This window comes from Enterobacter cloacae complex sp. SHL001 (assembly GCF_049236825.1).
GTDB classification, from domain to species: Bacteria; Pseudomonadota; Gammaproteobacteria; order Enterobacterales; family Enterobacteriaceae; genus Enterobacter; species Enterobacter hormaechei_C.
Genome location: NZ_JBMKIP010000006.1, coordinates 103,127 through 119,664, shown reverse-complemented (window position 1 = coordinate 119,664; position 16,538 = coordinate 103,127). Strand labels below are relative to the sequence as shown.

Genomic DNA, 16,538 nt, shown 5'->3' with positions numbered 1-16,538 from the left:
CATGACTGGAAAATTCCTGGCTATTTTTGCAATAAATTGCTTCATTTCCACAGGGGCAAATGCTTTAATTATCGAAAGTCTGAATATTGATTTTCTTCCCGAAAGAGAAGTTGTTTTTCAGCCGATAAAAAACGATACCAGCGAGCGTCAGAATTATACCGTTTCGCTTATTCAGGTAGACGTTCCTAAAGAGAAGGGAAAAGAAACCGAAATAAAAGATGGCGAAGTCATGTATTCGCCTAAGCAATTAACGCTGGGGAGCGGTGAACGCGCGGGTTTTAAATTTTATTATACCGGCCCGCATGACAACAAAGAGCGATACTATCGCGTAAAATTCACCGAGACGCCGCTCCAGGCAAAGGTTATCACGCGCAAAGGCCAGCGCATCCAGTCGGATGTGGTGGTCTCGCTTGAGGCTATTTTGATTGTCCGTCCATGGACACGACATTTTGATTATGCGTTTAGCAACGGGGTGGTGAGTAATACCGGGAATACCTATTTTAAATATGTTTCCTCGGTCGGGTGCAGTACGCAATACAACAATTCAAAATATATTCCGCCGGGGCAACGGCTGGAAATAGATAATGCCGGGCAGGCTGCAAGGCGGATGATTATTTATGGCAATAAAATCATTCCGCTTACCACCTGCCCGTAGCAACCGCTTTCCTTCATAAAAGGAAATTAGCCTTTAGCATCATGCTAAAGATCCATCACTACAGGAGATAAAAATGAAAGCGATTTCATTCGTAGAAGCGAAAGACATTATCGGTGGCGCGTTAAACCCGTTCGCTGGTCTGGTTAAAGGTGCACAGCTGGGTTACGACACCGGCGCAAGCATCATGGGCATGGTTGGCGGTGTGGTTGGCGGAATTCTGGGTGGCGCAATGGGCTTCCTGGGTGCGCTGGTTGGTAGCTACAACTAATTCACGTTAACAGGAAAAGACTCATGCAAGTTATCGATTTCAAAAAAGCACAGGCCATCATCGGTGGTTGGGATCCGTTTGCTGCCGCTATTCAGGGCGCAAGCGCGGGCTATAACGCGGGCAGCCAGATGTTAGGCGCGCTGGGCGGCACCATCGGCGGCGTGTTCGGCCTGGTGGGCGGCTTCATCGGCGGTTTCTTCAGCGCCTAAGCGAGAAGCACGTTGTACGCATGGCCCGCATTGCCGGGCCATTTTTTTATTTCAGCCACGGATCATTATGTTTTCGCTCTTTCAGTATAAAAAACAGGGTAAGACCCCTGTTATTCGCCAGCATGAATTTACCGAATGTGGACTGGCCTGCCTGGCGATGGTGTTGGGGCACTACGACCACCATGTCTCCGTCAGCCAGCTGCGCCGGGAGATTTCCGTTTCCGCCGATGCGGGAACCTCAATGGCGGAATTGATGACCCTTGCCAGCGATAAAAATATGTCTGGCCGGGTGCTTAAAGGCGAAATCACTGAAATAGAAACGTCTGAGCTGCCGCTCATCGCCTTCTGGCGCGGCAACCATTTCGTGGTCATCGTGAAGATCGACAGCCGCAGCGTGACCGTTCACGACCCCGCCAGCGGCGTGCGTCGTTACCGTCTGAAAGAGGCGGAAAAACTCTTTTCCGGCTATGTTCTTGAGCTTAAGCCCACGCCGTGCTTCAAAAAGAAATCCCCGGATGAAAAGCTCACGCTTGGCCGGTTAGCCAATAAATCCCCGAGCCTGTTCCAGCGCCAGCTGCTGCTGTTTGTGCTCTGTATTTTTACCCTCATCACCATGCTGGCAAGCCCCACCTACGTGCAGCTGATTATGGATGAGGCCATTTCCCGCAGCGACAGCGATCTGGTGATCCTGCTCACCGCGATCTTCGCTATCGTCTTTATCTTTGAAGTCATCGGTAAATTCCTCAAGCAGCTGCTTGAGATCCTGATGCGTAACATTGCCTATGACGATTTAAGCCAGTCCGTGCGCCACTACATGCTGCGCACCCAGACCAGCTGGTTCCGCTCGCGCCCGCCGGGCATCGTGCTGGCCATTGAAAAATCGCTCCACGCCTGCGCGGAGTTCATCAGCAATGGTTACGTGCAAATTCTCTTTTCCAGCCTGATCGCCGTCACCAGCCTGCTGTTTATGCTGCTGTATAACGTCAAAATTGCGCTGCTGACGATGCTGCTGATGGGCGTGTTTTTCCTGATCCGCTTTTCGCTGATCGGCCCCTATCAACGCGCGGTGGATGACTCCATCGAGCGCACCGCCCAGTATGAATCCCTGCTGGTGGAGACGCAGAAAGGGATCATTACGCTCAAAGCGAACAATATGGAGCAGGCCCGGGATGCGGTGATGGATAAATCCCAGCGCGAACACATCGCCGGGCTGATGCGTAAAGAGCGGCTGCTGGCCCGCTTTGACGTGGCTTCGCTGCTGGTGATCAATGCCGAGCAGCTGCTGGTGGTCTGCTTTGGCGCGTGGCTGATCCTGGAAGGGCAGATGAGCATCGGGATGCTTTACGCCTATATCAGCTATAAGCGCTATTTTTCCGATGCCATGGTGCAGGTGGCGCAGAAGCTGCTGGACAAAAATGCCCTCAAGGGGCCGCTGGATCGCGTGGGCGACCTGCTGTTTGCCCCCTCTGAAACCAGCCAGTTTGGGAAGCGGATTGTCACCTCGCCGGTCTGTCTGCAATTTGAGGATGTCTCATTTGCCTATCCTGGCCGGGAGGCCACGCTACAGCATATCAATATGACCCTGAAGCAGGGCGAAGAAGCGGTGATTGTGGGCCAGAGCGGGTCGGGAAAAACCACGCTGCTGCGTCTGATCTCCGGCATGTTGCTGTCATCGTCTGGCACGCTGCGGATCAATAAGATCCCCATTGAGGAGTGCGATCTTTCCTCGCTGCGTCAGCACATCCGCATCGTCCATGCGGACGATATTCTCTTCACCGGCTCGATTCTGGACAACATCGCCTGCTTTGACAGCGCACCGGATAAAGAGCAGGTCATTGCCGCGTGTCGGCTGGCGGAGGTGGACCACGTCGTCGCCAGGCTGCCGCACGGCTACGAAACGGAGATGCTGCCGGGGAACACCTTTTTCTCTGCCGGGGAGATGCAGCGTCTGGTTCTGGCGCGCGCCCTGTACAGCCAGCCTAAGCTTCTGCTCTGTGACGAAGTGACGGCGAACCTGGATAAAACGACCGCGCAGAAAGTGCTGGCGAACCTGCGTAGCCTGGGGATTGGCCTGGTGTTTGTTACCCACTCGCCGGACGTGGTGGGCTGTCAGGGGCGTCTCTATACCATGGAAAATGGCACCCTGCGGGAGAATGAGCAATGATGTTTCTGCCGCGTCTCTATGCGCGCCTCTGCGCGCGCCAGGCCGGGCGCACGCTGCTGGCAAACCGGATCACGCAAAACTACAGCCAGTTTATGCGCTGCCCGGAGGCCGATGTCCCGGCTGATTTTCTGCATCAGAACGCCCATGAGCTGAGCGGGTTTAACTTCGTGGAGCAGATCTTCCCGCCCGCGCTTTGGGCGCGCAACGTCCGCTTCGATCTGCACGCGTACGTGGCGCAGTGGACGCAGGAGCAGGCGTTTTACAGTTCATCTCGCACCCTGCTTCTGGGAATGCGCTGGGCGGGCTTTGGTCTGATCGTGGATGCGCTGCTCGCCACCGCGCCAGCCGATGTGCGCTTTCAGTTTATTACCCGTCACACTGCGCTGCATAAGCTAATGGCCGCGCACGAAGGCCGACGCGCCAGCTCGTTTTTCGCCCCTCACCGCCTGGTGACGGTGCTGCTGATGGACGAACGCCTGCCGGATGCGCCGCTGTTCTCCACCCAGGCTGGGGATCAAAAGGCGTGGTTAACGGACGTCTCAACGCGGTTTTTATCGCGCTATGGCTACAGCGTCCTAACGCTGCTGCCGATCTGTTCGCTGCACACGGCGGAGTTTGGGCTGGAGAGTCAGGCGTATGCGCCAGAGGATTACCGTCAGGCCGCCGCCGACACGCTGAACGCGCTGCGCAAAACCCCCACGCTCTGGAGTGCATGGGACGATCTTTCAGTGATTTATCATGGATGACATATCGTGAAATTAAAAAACCGAAGCCGACAGCGGCGGGCGCTGATCCCGCATCATTTCTCAAAAAGCTATCACATCAACGCGCCACGGCTGAAAGCCGTGCTGACCTTGTTCATCACCTTTTTTCTCTGCCTGCTGGTCTTTGCGATTGTCTTTAACTTTTCGGAAACCACGCTGGCACGCGGGGTGCTGATCCCGGCGCAGGGCGATGTCGAAGTGCGCGCCCGGGAGTCCGGTACGCTTGTGGATTTTGCCGTACGGCCGGGCCAGTACGTGAAGGAAAACGATCCGCTGTTCACCGTGTCGCAGGACTATGGCGGCAAGCAGGGCTCGGTGGTGCAGTTTGACCGCCAGCAGATGGAAGCGGAGAAGAAGCGCAGCGAGCAGCGCATCCAGGCCATTGAGGACTCGATTGCGTCGTATCGCAAAAATCTGGCGCAGCAGCTGGCTCTCACCGACAAGCAGATCGCCGTTTCCCGCGATAAGGTGAAGAAGCTGCGCGCGCTGTTAAAAAACAGCACCGACACCTACGAGGCGTGGAAATCCGTCTCCGGGAAGGGCTATGTCTCCAAAGTGGATCTCGATAAAAGCCACAACGATGTGCTCAATGCGCAGCTCAACCTGACGCTGGAGGAGAGCACTATTCTTGAGCTTGAGGCACGAAAAACCAGCCTGACCGACAGCACCCAGTCGCAAATTGACTCTCTGAGCGAAGAGCAGCTGTATGTGAAAAACCGCATCAGCGAAATTGACCGCAACCTGTCCAGCCGGGGAAGTTCCACCATGGCGATGCTGGCCCCTTCCGACGGTTACGTGGTGGCGATTAACTTCCCGCCTGGCCGGGCCATTACGCAAAATAGCGAGGTGGTGGTGGTGATCCGTAAAAATACCGCGGCGACGATGGAGGGGTACCTGTATGTTCCGGCAACGGGGGTGGGGCGCGTGGCGAAAGGCGATAAGGTCAAGCTGCGCTTCGACTCGTGGCCCGTGGACAAGTACGGTTCCGTGGAGGCAACGCTGTCCGATTTCTATGAGGTAAACATTGATGCCCATTCGGCGCTGATCCCGCTCCAGGAAGGGCAGAACTACTACCTGGCTAAAGTGCGCGTCCCCTCCTGGTTTACCGACCCGGACAAGAAAAAGCGCATGCTGATGGGCGGAATGACGGTGAACGCCGATATCGTTATCGATCGTAAGCCGCTCATCAATCTGCTGATTGCGCCGCTGGAAAGGGTGCGCAAGCGGTTTATCGATTGACCCGATTTCATTTTAAAGCATTTATGCAGGCACTTTTCTGAATTTAATCAAAGTGGTATTGCCTTGTTATCCTTAATAAAGATAAGGGTTTAACCTTTATCTCTTTAATTAATGGATTATGCTATGGACACAGTAGAGGAATCTGGCGGGACGTATTTCTATCACGGGAATGCGAACGTAACCCCACAGGAGCTATTTTTGCTGATATTCGCTGAGGGTCTGGCGAACCATCTGGGCGTAACTGTGGAGACTGCTGCAACAATCCTGGCGGGGCAGCCTATATTACCCAAGCGTAAGGTATTGGGTGCGTCCGGTTCGCGTACAAGTATCGCGTCTAAGGTAGCGCGTCGCATTTTAAAGGGGGGCCACTTTCCTGAAGGCATGAGAGTGGAGACGATCATCGGTATGGGTAAAACCAGACAGACAAATAAGGTTGGGGCCGTCGTGGGAAGAGCAGTTCCCTTTGTTGGCTATGCCCAGGCGGTAATTATCTTTGCCCTAGTTGCCAGAGAAACCAGAAACAAGTACAACCTCATTGCCCGACCGAAAGATCGGATTGCCTGGACTTATTTCTAATGTTGTTGCCGGATGAGCAAGAGTTTTTAGATTACATCACTGAAAATTACAGTGAACGTAAGCGTCCTGCCCTTAAGGAATGGACCTTCCAGGAGCATTTTAACCTCGTCCCTGAAGATCTGGAGGAGATGCTGCTCGACCTATTCAACCGGTATGAAATTGAGCACAGCAACTTTGTCATGGATAACTACTTTGAGCCCGAGCTTTTTTGGTACCAGTTTGGGCTTAGAAAGAAGTTTCGAGATCGTCAGTACAAGCCGCTAACGCTCGAAATGATTATTGAGTCTGCCAAAGCGGGGCGCTGGTTGTATGATTAAGGGGCTAAGCGCCCCTTGTGCGTTCTATGCTGACTGGCGTTCGTTCCATGCATCGCTGAAGATAATGTTCCCGTCGTTATGCTTCCAGGTAATCTTCTCGTAACGCAGTTCGACCGTTTCCATATGGTTTTCGTTAGGGTTATCCCCTGGTGCCATTGCTGGTGAAATCGAAACTATTCGCACGCCTTCAAGCAGCATGTTGAAGTATTCCTCTTCCTGTCCAGAGTAGTTGATCCGATACCATTTTATTTCTGCTGACACCAGGCTTTGACCTGTCGCAACTGCTTTATAAAGATATGGGCTAGAGCAGTCGAATTCTTTAATGATCAGCATAGGGGAATGCATACGTGTACCGGTTATTTTGCCGGTTGCGTTATCTGTTGGGATCATGAGGTTGTGGTGGAACCCTTTTACCTCAATGCTGCACTCTCTGTGCTGAACATCAACTCCGCCTTTGATTAATGCTCCGCCGTCGTCCTTAAGCCATAAGTATGCTGGTATAGACATTTCTCTATTTCCTTATTTTGTTGAATAACGTCATTATTGTGCTTTAAAACCCCATACCTATCCTTTCCATCAAGTATGTCAATACGCTCCAGCGTATGTCCGCTATACGCATGGAAAGGTGAAACCAGATCATGTTTACACCCAATCGATGTCCTTTTAAGACATTGACCAGGCAAATTTTAACCAAAATAAGGAGTTAACTTATAACGCTTCCAGAAAAGATAAAAAGCGGTTCTCTCAGCACTACCGGTGAGGATGGCAATTACCCCAGCCTCTCCATCCTCGTCTCCCCCTCCGCCATCGACAGCTGATACAGCGAAAACGATCGGTGCTTCTCAATCAAATGCGCCAGCTCCGGCGAATGGCTGGTGAGCCAGATCTGCGAATAGCGGCTGGCCTCGGCAATGAGGCTTGCCAGGGCGGGCAGCATCTGCGGATGCAGGCTGTTTTCCGGTTCGTTGAGGGCGATGAATGCGGGAGGGCGCGGGCTTAACAGCGCCACCGCCAGGCACAAAAAACGCAGCGTGCCGTCGGAGAACTCTGCCGGTTCCAGCGGTCTGCTCAGCCCCTCGCGCTGCATCATCATGCGGAAGCGCCCGCCGGTGTTGTCGCTGTAAAACACGCAGCCGGGGAAGGCCTGGTCGAGAATGCGCATCAGCAGCAGCTCGTCGCCAATTTCGACAATGGTTTGAAACGCGGCGGCCAGGTTCGCGCCGTCGCTGGCCAGCACCGGGGAACGAAAGCCCACCTGCGGGGCACGGATCGCCGAGCCGGATGAGACGGAAAACTCGTGATAAAATCGCCAGTTACGCAGGGACTCGCGCATCTGCGACACTTCGGGGTAGAGGTGCGGTTCACCGAGCTGACCGAACACCGACTCGTTCTCATACAGCGTACCGCTGTGGGTCACTTTTTCGTGATGCACGTTGTTCAGGAATACCGCCTGATTCTTACGCTTCATCAGCTGTGACGACGGGCGACGGTGCTGTCCGCCGAGCCAGATAGATTCCTCCTTGATCACCGGATCGAGCTGAAACTGTGAGGGGTAGGGCAGCTTTTCCACGAACCCGACCTGAAGCTCATATTCATAGGTTTCCGTTTCCACCGCCAGGTTCATGCGTCGCAGCTGGTCGCTGCGGGTTTTTCCCGCCCAGAACACTTTCAAAATTCCCCCCTCGTTCGCCAGCGCCTGGGAGAATTGCCCCTGCGCCGCGCTGTGCATCAGGTAAATCGCTTTATAAATATTGGATTTTCCGGTGCCGTTGGGGCCGAACACGATATTGAGCTGTTCCAGCTCAAGCGACATATCGCGAATTGAGCGGTAGTTCTGAATATGCAAATTTTTGATCATCGGGGTACTCCGCTGTGCACGCTTAACCTGTACAGAATTACAGTATTTTACGCTGAGCGCAAAAAAAAGACGACAGTGAGGGTGTCGTCTAAACGGGGTACTGCTTTGGGCCTCTGTGGGTCAACAGGGCCTTCGCTTCTTTCTTATCAGGTAACGGCCAGACGCAGACCCAAATCATCAGGATAGGGATCAAAGTAGTTTTGCGTCATCAGATACCGGTCAGGGTATTCAGCCAGATAATGCTTCAGCAGCGTCAGCGGCGCGAGGATCGGCAGCAGCCCGTCCCGGTAATGCAGGATCACATCACGCAGTTCTCCACGCTGGCGGCTGTTCAGCTGGTTACGGAAATAGCCCTGAATGTGCATCAGCACGTTAGTGTGATTCTTCCGCGAAGCGGGTTTTTTCAGAATGGTCATCAGCTTGTCGCGATAGGCCACGAAAAACGCGTCCAGATCGTCCCACTCGTGCAGTGATGCCACGAACGGGCCAATTTCACGGTAGCCTGCCTGATGGTGCGCCAGAAGCTGAAGCTTATAGCGGCTGTGAAAGTCCAGCAGGGCACGGCGCGTCAGGCCATTTTTACGCATTACGTTCAGTTCGTGGAGAGCGAAAACGCGCTCAACAAAGTTTTCCCGTAGTACCGGATCGTGCAGGCGACCGTCTTCTTCGACGGGCAGCCAGGGGAAAGTTTCAAGGAGGGCGGCGGTGAACAGCCCGACACCCTCCTTGCGGCCCCGGTTGCCGTTTTCGTCGTACAGCCGCACGCGCTCCATGCCGCAGCTGGGGGATTTTGCACAGACGATAAAACCCGCCAGATCGCCGATTTTCGGCAGATAATCTGCCGTAAATGCGGCCATCTTCTGCATGACGTCATCGTGCGGCGCTTTGCTGAACCGCATTTCTGTCTCGCCGCCGGTGGTCATCACCAGACGCAGCGCCGGACGAGGCGTGGGCAGGCCGATAGCCATTTCAGGGCATACCGGACGGAAAGCGACCCACTGCGCCAGCTCATCCATCACAAAGCCCATACGCTTATGCCCGCCGTCAAAGCGAACGGCGGAACCGGTCAAACATCCGCTAATACCCAGCACAGGTTTTGTTGTCATGGTGTGCACCTCCCGATCTCATACCTAAAAGTTACACAACAATGCGTATTTGTCCAAGTATTGGCGGGATTATTTTTAAATCGTCTTTAAAATCAAGAGCAATCAGCTGCCCTTGTAGGTTGAGTAACCGTACTGGCTGAGCAGAAGCGGGATGTGCAGTTTTTCATTGGTGCGGGTGACGGTGAACAGCACCGGCACTTCCGGGAAGAAGGAGTCCAGCTTTTTACCGTGGAAGTAATCGGCGGTTTTGAAGGTCACTTTATACACGCCAGGCGCCATATCCTGATCCTGCGGATAGAGCGATTTGATGCGCCCGTCGTGGTCGGTTTTACCGCTGGCAATCGGGGTCCACTTGTCCTGCTCCTGCTTCTCCAGCGTGACGGCCACATCCGCTGGCGGCATACCGGTTTGCTGGTCCAGAACGTGGACGCTCAGGGTGCCTGCCGGGGCGCTGAACGCGGCAGGCGCGAAAGCCATTGTAGCCAGCATCATCAGAGGGAGTGTCTTTTTCATCGTGTTTTCCTGTTGAGTTGTCGGTGACAGGAAAACGTTAGCACTCGCTGTGCGAAAAAATATTCAACTTTTCGTGAAGATTGCCTCAGCAGAAAATAATCAGAGGATAATCACCTCAAGGGAAACCTGCTGCTGCCACTGCGCAACCTGCTTTTTCCGCACGGCGGTAAGTTTACCGCTGGTGACCAGCAGCCATTTGCGGTCCGGGAAAATTTCCGGGGCCAGCGCGGCAGGGGGAACCGGCAGTATGTCGATGCGGTGGCCCTGGCCGGTGCGCGTCAGAGCTTCAAGCCAGATCTCACAGGGGTCGTTCAGATGCCAGCCGCTGATGAGGATGTTATCGCCCGGCGCTTTTTTATCGCCCTCAAGGCAAAACGAGGTATAGGCGATGAGGATGCCGTCGAGGATCTCACGCAGCGTCATGGCGGCGGCGACGTTGGCCGATATCTGGCTGCGCAACGGACGCAGCACGTTAGTGACCAGCTCTGGCCTTGGGTATTCGCGTCCGGCGTCGTAAATCATCTGACGCAGGGACTCAATTTTCCCCTCCTGCAACTTTTGCAGCATGGCCTGTTGCAGGGTTTGCCAGTTATTGGCGCGGCGCGGCGCAGGGCGTTCCAGCAGTGATTTTACCTGACCGATGGGTACGCCTTTTTTTACCCAGTCGAGGATTTTCAGCGCCTGCTGAACGTCCTCATCGCTGTACAGGCGGTGACCGCCGTCCGTACGCTCGGGTTTGAGCAAGCCATAGCGTCGCTGCCACGCCCGCAGCGTGGTGGCGGTGATGCCGCTGAGTCTGGCGAATTCGCCGATGGAGTAAGCCATGTCTGCATCCGAAGAGAAGGAGTTGTCTCAATATACTACGAATATTCCACGACGGGATGAAGCGCCGCACGGGTGCGCTACACTTAACGTCCAACCGCGTAAATGAAAGGAGTTCTCATGAGGCTATGGCCTGTCGTTACCGGTGTCGCCATTGCGCTGACGCTGGTTGCCTGTAAATCTCCCACGCCGCCGAAAGGCGTGCAGCCCATTACCGGCTTTGATGCCAGCCGCTATCTCGGCAAATGGTATGAAGTCGCCCGACTGGAAAATCGCTTCGAGCGCGGTCTGGAACAGGTCACCGCGACGTACGGCAATCGCAGCGATGGCGGTATCAGCGTACTGAACCGCGGCTACGATCCGGTGAAGAAAAAATGGAATGAGAGCGAAGGAAAGGCGTACTTTACCGGCGAACCGACCACGGCTGCGCTGAAGGTATCGTTCTTCGGCCCGTTCTACGGCGGCTATAACGTGATCAAGCTGGATGATAAGTACCAGTACGCGCTGGTCAGCGGCCCGAACCGCGACTATCTGTGGATTTTATCGCGCACCCCGACCATTCCGGATGTGGTAAAACAGGACTACCTGAACACCGCACGCGAGCTGGGCTTCCGGGTCGATCAGCTGGTGTGGGTGAAGCACTAACCTACTGATACGAAAAGGTGATGCTTGCCAGGGCGTTGGCCGAGCCGGGGACCAGTTCACCGGTTCGGATGTACTGCGCCTGGAACGGCAGGGACAGCGTTTGTGCCGAGCTGGTGGTCTGGATGAAAAACTGTCCTGTCGTACCTGCGGACGAGCTGTCCGGCCCCATCATAAGCGGCCCGGTACCGTTATAGAAAAACTGTACGCCAATGCCGGAGGCCGTGGAGTCCCCGGTCAGCGTCACGACCGACGAGGTATTTGACGGTGTGGTCTGATCGGTCATCACTGCGTTAACCGCCACGTTCTCATCGCAGGTCAGGCTGACGTTAAACTCCCCCGACGGCGAGGTGCTGCCTACGCTGGGCAGCGTGTGAATATCAATGGTGCCCAGGTCGACGTTGGCGCTTTTCGTGCCTACCGTGCAGCCGCTTGCCGTCACCGTGATGGTGGTGGGGTTGATGATCACCTGCGCGGTTTTCACTTCGTTGTTATAGGCCGTCAGGATCGCCGCGTTAATGGTCGGGGTCTGGTATACGCCGGATTTCAGCGGAACGCCGGTCTTGATAAACGTCACTTTTGCCGACCAGCCCAGTGCGGTGGCGTAACCGTTAGTCCCATCGGCCGGATAGCTCTGCGTAATGCCCGTCTGCATCGGGACATAGGTGGTGCCGTTATAATCTTTAAGCCCAAGAATGAAGCCGATGCCGGGCACGCCCGTTTCAAATACCATGTAATTTGCGCCATCAAGAATAACCGTGATGCCGGTGGCGGTTATACTGCTGCTCGGCTCCAGCGTCCCTTTGGAGCAGGTAAATACCAGGCCGCACCAGAACACTTCCGAGACGCTCGCAGAGGCGCTCCATTCAGAGCCGATCGTCTTTCCAGGCACGATGGAGTCTGCCGGGCCGGACCACGACATAGGCGTTGGCGAAAGGGTGATATCCGATGTCCAGGAGAGGGCAAGTGCCTGAGAGGACATGAAAAACAGGGCTAAAAACAGTAAACGCATTATTGATACTCCGTCGTCCAGGTCGCCACTGCCGAAACGTCTCCGGCATTGACCGGCGCACCCGTGGCGGCCAGTCGCGCATAGAAGGTCATTTTTACGCTGTCATCCCCCGCCGCGCCGTAAGCAGCGGTTTGGGTGTCCAGCGGGATAAGTACGCTGTCTTTATCCAGAATCTGCACCGCCACGCCGGTCGCGCCGCCGTCAGCGACTTTCAGAAGCTGCGGGTTCTCGTCATCCGGCGTACCGCTGAAGCGGATTTTCACGCCAGCAAAGGTGGGGCCGCACGCTTCAAGGGTGAGCGTGAAGGGCGTTTTGATATTGCTGACCGCGCCCGCCTCGCTAAATTGCTTCACGCCGAGGGTGCCCAGCGGCACGTTTTGCTCCTTCGAATCTTCCGAGACAATGCAGGTATTGCCGATCACGTTGCCGGTCACGGAAACCAGCACGTCATAGCCGCGCGCGGGAACGGTGATGAACATCAGCAGGATCAGGGGGAGGAACCGGATGGTTACTGACATATGACCTCCTGGGAATAAAGCCCGGTGCGGGCGTGATAATTCTGCGGGTTCAGCGCATAGCGGATCGTGCAGCGCTGGGCGCTGTCGCGCCCCCATACGGCATGCAAGGTTCCCTCCGCTGACAGGCCGGTCAGATACACGCTGCCGCCGTCGCCGACGATACCGCTGGCTTTGTCATCCTCTGACGAGACCAGCGTGCCGAAGGGGAGCACGTCTTTAGCGTGACGTACGATAAACATCGCTTTTGCCCCCTGACGCGTGGTGAGGGTGGCGCGAACCAGTGCCCCGTCGGTGGGGATTTTATTGGCGATGGCGTTCTCAAGTTCCACGTCATTGCCCACGGTGGTGACATCCAGCGCAACCTGATTAACGCGATACGGCGTGGCGTACGGGATCACCGCATAGCCCCGGCTGTCGGTTTTGATGCCCTTGTGGTTGAGCACGGCGACATGGCTGGCGCCCGGGGCTTTCACCAGAATATTGGTGTTCCCGAGCGGCTGGCTCAGCGTCAGACCATCCTCATGCAGCACCGCACCGCCGCTCATCCCGTAACTGAGGTTGCGGGAGTCACCGGCGTAGCTGTAGCCCAGGTTATAGTCTCCCCACGCGCCCTCGTATTGCAGCGCGGCATCGCCGCCGTAGTGCTGCTGCGCGCTGTAGCGCTGGTTGACGCTATAGAAAAGATTCTCCTGCCCCGGCAGATAACCACTGACACCGGTACTGGCGGTGGTGCCAGCGGGATCCGCATGGGTAGCGGTAAAACGGAGACGGGTCGACAGCGCCGGGTTACCCAGCGGCACCGACAGGGACAACGCGAGGATATTGTCTTTCTTGTTGTCGTACAGGCCAGAGCTACGCTGGGCGCTGATGCCAAGCGACAGGTTACGAAACGTCGCGTTCCACGCGAACTGCAAACTTTGCGTGGTTTTTGACGTATTCCAGTAGGTTTGTTGATCCCAGGACAGCGACAGCGCGCCGTATTCGCCCATCGGCTGCGACAACAGCAGCTGATTTTTTGCCTTACGCGACATATGCAGGTTGTAAACCGTGTCGTAGTGAGTGGTGACGGTGCCATCGTCTTCCACGGTCTGTTTTGGCGCTCCGCCCGCCATGCCTTTGTAAGTGGTATCGCTGAGGGTATAAAACCCTGCCGTTGAGTAACGCAGCGAGAAGAAATTGACTCGCGTACCGATATCGTTCAGCAGCTTGCTGTACCGCAGGCGCACCGAATCACCGGTGTAGTGCTGGTTATCAGCCAGCTGGCTGCGGGCATGGGTGAGGTCGAGGGAGTAGGCGCCAAAGCGGCCGAGATTCTGCCCGATACCGAAGGCCAGGCCGTTGTAGCGATCGGAAAACTGCGCCCCGCCATAAAACGTGAGGCCGTATCGCCAGCCCAGGAACAGCTCGCCCTGCGCGAAGGAGGGCGAGATCTGATTGCCCGCAGGGCGGTATTTCCCCGCACCCAGAGCATATTTGACCTGACCGTTACGCACCAGATTCGGCACGCTGGCAAAGGGCAGGGTGTATTGCGTCTGGCTACCGTCGCTCTCCTGAATGGTGACCGCGAGATCGCCGCCGGAAGAGGTCGGATAGAGATCTTTCAGCACAAACGCCCCCGGCGGAACGGAGGTTTGATAGATGACGTTACCGTTCTGGCGAACCGTCACCGTGGCATTGCCGCGCGCGATGCCGCGCACTTCGGGCGCGTAACCGCTCAGGCTGGCGGGCAACATATTGTCATCGGTCTTCAGGGCAACCCCACGCAGGCCAACGGCGTCAAACACCTGCGATGAGGTGAACGTTTCACCGGCATAAACCTGGGCACGCAGGGCGCGGATATCCCGCTGTAGCCAGGTCTGGACGTGGGTGAGCTCGTTACTCTCTTTGGTCCACGTGGTGAAATCACGCAGCCGCCATGCGCCCAGGTTGGCGCCGCTGTTGAGGCTCACAAACAGCTGTTGTTCCCGCGTGCGCGTCTCGCCCCGGTAGTCATTATTCGCGCCATTGACCACATAGTTCAGCCACGCGGCAGGGATGCCGGACTCCCAGCTCTCCGGGCTGACGTACCCGCGCGGCAGAGCGCGCATCGCGCTTTGCGGTACGGTGAAGTTGAGGGTAAGCGTCCTCTGGTCAAAATCAAACCGGGTATCGGCGAATGACTGGGTTAAAAAAATGCAGCGCTGCGCAGGCGGCAGCTCACCCCCTTTAGCCTGACGGCTGTCGATGCCAAGTGCGGCGAATTGCGCAGGCGTAAGGCACGGCAGGGCTTCACCGGCGGTGTTTTCAGCGACGCGAAACGTGACGTTACCTGTGAACGCGAACTGGGTGTTGATATACACGTTAAGATTGTACTCGCCCGGCGGCAACGCGCTCCCGGCGTTGACCCAGGCGAGATCGGCGCTGTTGGCGCGCTCGCCGTTGAGAAACGCAGGATTAAATTGCAGCTCGCTTTCGGCAGCCACGGCTTGCCGAATCACCAGGGCGATCGCCGTGGCGCACAGGATTTTAATTTTCATGTGGTCACGCCTTACTGTTTTTATTATTGGGACAATGACGTGCGGGTAACGGGCGTCCAGGCCCCATAATCGTTAATCGTCTGGTAGCTCATGCTGCTCGCATGGCTGAAGGTGTCTGCCAGCGTCACGCTGGATTTCGGCGGCACCATGACGGGCGACACCGGCCTGCCATCAATTTTCACGTTAATGGTGGTGAGGTAATACGGCGTTGGGTTGGTCAGCGTGACCTTGCCCGCGCGGTAGGCGCCGGCAAGGTTTTTCCATGCCTCCCCTGCACCTTCCCTGAGCCGCTCCGGGCGATAAAAGACCTTGATGCGGTTGGCAGAGGCGAATTGCAGCGAATTGCCGGAACCGTTTTTAACCTGCTGTGGGATAGCTTTGACCGTCATCCAGTACAGCGTCTCGCGATCGGCTGGCAGGGCGTCGCCGCTGAACATGATTTTCACCGCGCTTTCGCTGGCGGGCTTCATGACGTACAGCGGCGGCGTGATGACGAAGTCGTTGGTACGGCTCCCTTTCTCGTCTTCCATCCAGGACTGGATCAGAAACGTGGCATCAGGGTGGGTATTTCTTACCTGCATCATCGTCTGCGTAGCCGCGCCGGTGTAGATCAGCCGCGTTGCGCCTAACCCCACGCCGCCTGCGTACACGGCGGATGAACATAACGTGCCAGCCAGACAAATCCATGTGTTTACGCGCATAGTGCGTCTCCTGAAAGCTGAGTCAGACCCGGCCAGCAGACCGGGCCTGAAGATTACGAATAGGTCACGGTGTAGGTGGCGACCGCGCTGGCATCACCCGCCGTGGCGTTGCCCAGTGGGGAGTAATATTTCGCGCTGAAGTTCAGGATGTTCGCCCCCGCACGCAGGGGGATCGCTGCTGCCGGCTCACCCAGCCTGACGACGTTGCCCTGTTCGTCATAAAGACGGATAGCGACATGCTGCGCCGAGCCCGCGCCGCCGTTTACTCCCGCGGCCAGGCTATTCACATCGGTACTGTCCGGTGTACCGGTGAAGGTGATAGCCACGGTCGTTGCGGCAATAGGGTTATCTTCCGTGGACGCCGAGGTATCGGCGATTTCGCAATCTTCCAGGGTGATGGAGAAGGCTTTTGCGGTACTGGCTTCACTGCCTGCGGCAGCCAGCGTGGCGGTACGCACTTCACCCATGTCGACGTCGATATTGGCGCTACCGGCGCTGATGGCACAGGCGGAGGTCACCACTTTACCGCTGAAGTTAACCGTGCCGCCGCTGGTGGTGGCGGCCAGTGCTGAGCCCGCTGGCAGCAGGGCGGCAATGCTTAATGCCAGCAGAGAATGGCAAGTAAGGCGTGCTTTCATTTCATAGTTCCTTGATTTTT

The 16,538-nt window shown here is 56.1% G+C and carries 19 protein-coding genes; 9 read left to right on the top strand and 10 right to left on the bottom strand.

The features are described from left to right. The first annotated feature begins 1 nt into the window (after position 1). From ACOTYH_RS17035 to ACOTYH_RS17000, 8 genes are all read left to right on the top strand, one after another. On the top strand, positions 2-655 hold the full coding sequence (locus ACOTYH_RS17035; protein ID WP_006812468.1) for a hypothetical protein: 654 nt from the start codon (positions 2-4) through the stop codon (positions 653-655). Positions 656-728: 73 nt separating this feature from the next. Further along, the gene (locus ACOTYH_RS17030; protein WP_013094846.1) at positions 729-923 is read left to right on the top strand and encodes a hypothetical protein; all 195 of its coding nucleotides are present in this window, start codon (positions 729-731) and stop codon (positions 921-923) included. 23 nt (positions 924-946) lie between these two features. After that, a complete protein-coding gene (locus tag ACOTYH_RS17025) occupies positions 947-1,132 on the top strand; it encodes a hypothetical protein (protein WP_001196016.1) in 186 nt (61 codons plus the stop codon). A gap of 67 nt (positions 1,133-1,199) precedes the next feature. Next, positions 1,200-3,296: a peptidase domain-containing ABC transporter gene (locus tag ACOTYH_RS17020; RefSeq protein WP_033487010.1), complete on the top strand. Its 2,097-nt coding sequence runs from the start codon at positions 1,200-1,202 to the stop codon at positions 3,294-3,296. After that, positions 3,293-4,042, top strand: a complete 750-nt coding sequence (locus ACOTYH_RS17015) for a hypothetical protein (protein ID WP_086626619.1) — start codon at positions 3,293-3,295, stop codon at positions 4,040-4,042. The genes ACOTYH_RS17020 and ACOTYH_RS17015 overlap by 4 nt, the downstream gene beginning before the upstream one ends. Before the next feature lie 6 nt (positions 4,043-4,048). Then, a complete protein-coding gene (locus tag ACOTYH_RS17010; RefSeq protein ID WP_017693988.1) occupies positions 4,049-5,299 on the top strand; it encodes an HlyD family secretion protein in 1,251 nt (416 codons plus the stop codon). A 123-nt stretch (positions 5,300-5,422) separates the two neighbouring features. Then, the gene (locus ACOTYH_RS17005; protein ID WP_045339827.1) at positions 5,423-5,875 is read left to right on the top strand and encodes an STM2901 family protein; all 453 of its coding nucleotides are present in this window, start codon (positions 5,423-5,425) and stop codon (positions 5,873-5,875) included. Then, the gene (locus tag ACOTYH_RS17000; protein WP_015570079.1) at positions 5,875-6,192 is read left to right on the top strand and encodes a DUF1493 family protein; all 318 of its coding nucleotides are present in this window, start codon (positions 5,875-5,877) and stop codon (positions 6,190-6,192) included. The genes ACOTYH_RS17005 and ACOTYH_RS17000 overlap by 1 nt, the downstream gene beginning before the upstream one ends. A gap of 24 nt (positions 6,193-6,216) precedes the next feature. On the opposite strand, the gene ACOTYH_RS16995 is transcribed toward ACOTYH_RS17000, so the two are convergent. The 5 genes from ACOTYH_RS16995 to ACOTYH_RS16975 all read right to left on the bottom strand — a co-directional run bounded on the left by ACOTYH_RS16995 (position 6,217) and on the right by ACOTYH_RS16975 (position 10,494). Then, positions 6,217-6,699 carry an Hcp family type VI secretion system effector gene (locus ACOTYH_RS16995; protein WP_023298995.1) on the bottom strand — a complete coding sequence of 161 codons (483 nt, stop codon included), beginning with the start codon at positions 6,697-6,699 and terminating at the stop codon, positions 6,217-6,219. Positions 6,700-6,961: 262 nt separating this feature from the next. Then, entirely contained in the window at positions 6,962-8,050 is a 1,089-nt protein-coding gene (locus tag ACOTYH_RS16990; protein WP_023295682.1) for an AAA family ATPase, read from the bottom strand. A 146-nt stretch (positions 8,051-8,196) separates the two neighbouring features. Next, a complete protein-coding gene (locus ACOTYH_RS16985; RefSeq protein ID WP_126765730.1) occupies positions 8,197-9,156 on the bottom strand; it encodes a YbgA family protein in 960 nt (319 codons plus the stop codon). A gap of 102 nt (positions 9,157-9,258) precedes the next feature. Further along, positions 9,259-9,669, bottom strand: coding sequence for a hydroxyisourate hydrolase (uraH, locus tag ACOTYH_RS16980; RefSeq protein WP_017383647.1), 411 nt, complete (start codon positions 9,667-9,669; stop codon positions 9,259-9,261). Positions 9,670-9,768: 99 nt separating this feature from the next. Continuing rightward, a complete protein-coding gene (locus ACOTYH_RS16975) occupies positions 9,769-10,494 on the bottom strand; it encodes a MerR family transcriptional regulator (protein ID WP_032103799.1) in 726 nt (241 codons plus the stop codon). 117 nt (positions 10,495-10,611) lie between these two features. On the opposite strand from ACOTYH_RS16975, the gene ACOTYH_RS16970 reads away from it, so the two are divergent. Continuing rightward, complete coding sequence (locus ACOTYH_RS16970; protein ID WP_421637837.1) at positions 10,612-11,136, top strand: lipocalin family protein; 525 nt, start codon at positions 10,612-10,614, stop codon at positions 11,134-11,136. A 1-nt stretch (position 11,137) separates the two neighbouring features. On the opposite strand, the gene ACOTYH_RS16965 is transcribed toward ACOTYH_RS16970, so the two are convergent. From ACOTYH_RS16965 to ACOTYH_RS16945, 5 genes are read right to left on the bottom strand one after another with little or no spacing between them, the layout of a single operon-like run. Beyond that, the gene (locus ACOTYH_RS16965) at positions 11,138-12,145 is read right to left on the bottom strand and encodes a fimbrial protein (RefSeq protein ID WP_017383645.1); all 1,008 of its coding nucleotides are present in this window, start codon (positions 12,143-12,145) and stop codon (positions 11,138-11,140) included. Beyond that, positions 12,145-12,663, bottom strand: a complete 519-nt coding sequence (locus ACOTYH_RS16960) for a fimbrial protein (RefSeq protein ID WP_015570071.1) — start codon at positions 12,661-12,663, stop codon at positions 12,145-12,147. Before ACOTYH_RS16960 ends, ACOTYH_RS16965 begins: the two co-directional genes overlap by 1 nt. Next, a complete protein-coding gene (locus tag ACOTYH_RS16955; RefSeq protein WP_047733214.1) occupies positions 12,654-15,179 on the bottom strand; it encodes a fimbria/pilus outer membrane usher protein in 2,526 nt (841 codons plus the stop codon). The genes ACOTYH_RS16960 and ACOTYH_RS16955 overlap by 10 nt, the downstream gene beginning before the upstream one ends. 23 nt (positions 15,180-15,202) lie before the next feature. After that, positions 15,203-15,880 carry a fimbrial biogenesis chaperone gene (locus ACOTYH_RS16950; RefSeq protein ID WP_017693983.1) on the bottom strand — a complete coding sequence of 226 codons (678 nt, stop codon included), beginning with the start codon at positions 15,878-15,880 and terminating at the stop codon, positions 15,203-15,205. A 53-nt stretch (positions 15,881-15,933) separates the two neighbouring features. Continuing rightward, on the bottom strand, positions 15,934-16,518 hold the full coding sequence (locus ACOTYH_RS16945) for a fimbrial protein (RefSeq protein WP_015570069.1): 585 nt from the start codon (positions 16,516-16,518) through the stop codon (positions 15,934-15,936). Between the last annotated feature and the right edge of the window lie 20 nt (positions 16,519-16,538).

Excerpts from the sequence above, each read along its gene's own strand:
- uraH (WP_017383647.1), bottom strand. The coding sequence starts at position 9,669 with ATGAAAAAGACACTCCCTCTGATGATGCTGGCTACAATGGCTTTCGCG.
- ACOTYH_RS16965 (WP_017383645.1), bottom strand. The coding sequence starts at position 12,145 with ATGCGTTTACTGTTTTTAGCCCTGTTTTTCATGTCCTCTCAGGCACTT.
- ACOTYH_RS16955 (WP_047733214.1), bottom strand. The coding sequence starts at position 15,179 with ATGAAAATTAAAATCCTGTGCGCCACGGCGATCGCCCTGGTGATTCGG.
- ACOTYH_RS16995 (WP_023298995.1), bottom strand. The coding sequence starts at position 6,699 with ATGTCTATACCAGCATACTTATGGCTTAAGGACGACGGCGGAGCATTA.
- ACOTYH_RS16945 (WP_015570069.1), bottom strand. The coding sequence starts at position 16,518 with ATGAAAGCACGCCTTACTTGCCATTCTCTGCTGGCATTAAGCATTGCC.
- ACOTYH_RS17020 (WP_033487010.1), top strand. The coding sequence starts at position 1,200 with ATGTTTTCGCTCTTTCAGTATAAAAAACAGGGTAAGACCCCTGTTATT.
- ACOTYH_RS16985 (WP_126765730.1), bottom strand. The coding sequence starts at position 9,156 with ATGACAACAAAACCTGTGCTGGGTATTAGCGGATGTTTGACCGGTTCC.
- ACOTYH_RS17030 (WP_013094846.1), top strand. The coding sequence starts at position 729 with ATGAAAGCGATTTCATTCGTAGAAGCGAAAGACATTATCGGTGGCGCG.
- ACOTYH_RS17000 (WP_015570079.1), top strand. The coding sequence starts at position 5,875 with ATGTTGTTGCCGGATGAGCAAGAGTTTTTAGATTACATCACTGAAAAT.
- ACOTYH_RS17035 (WP_006812468.1), top strand. The coding sequence starts at position 2 with ATGACTGGAAAATTCCTGGCTATTTTTGCAATAAATTGCTTCATTTCC.
- ACOTYH_RS16970 (WP_421637837.1), top strand. The coding sequence starts at position 10,612 with ATGAGGCTATGGCCTGTCGTTACCGGTGTCGCCATTGCGCTGACGCTG.
- ACOTYH_RS16975 (WP_032103799.1), bottom strand. The coding sequence starts at position 10,494 with ATGGCTTACTCCATCGGCGAATTCGCCAGACTCAGCGGCATCACCGCC.
- ACOTYH_RS16960 (WP_015570071.1), bottom strand. The coding sequence starts at position 12,663 with ATGTCAGTAACCATCCGGTTCCTCCCCCTGATCCTGCTGATGTTCATC.
- ACOTYH_RS17005 (WP_045339827.1), top strand. The coding sequence starts at position 5,423 with ATGGACACAGTAGAGGAATCTGGCGGGACGTATTTCTATCACGGGAAT.
- ACOTYH_RS16950 (WP_017693983.1), bottom strand. The coding sequence starts at position 15,880 with ATGCGCGTAAACACATGGATTTGTCTGGCTGGCACGTTATGTTCATCC.
- ACOTYH_RS16990 (WP_023295682.1), bottom strand. The coding sequence starts at position 8,050 with ATGATCAAAAATTTGCATATTCAGAACTACCGCTCAATTCGCGATATG.
- ACOTYH_RS17025 (WP_001196016.1), top strand. The coding sequence starts at position 947 with ATGCAAGTTATCGATTTCAAAAAAGCACAGGCCATCATCGGTGGTTGG.
- ACOTYH_RS17015 (WP_086626619.1), top strand. The coding sequence starts at position 3,293 with ATGATGTTTCTGCCGCGTCTCTATGCGCGCCTCTGCGCGCGCCAGGCC.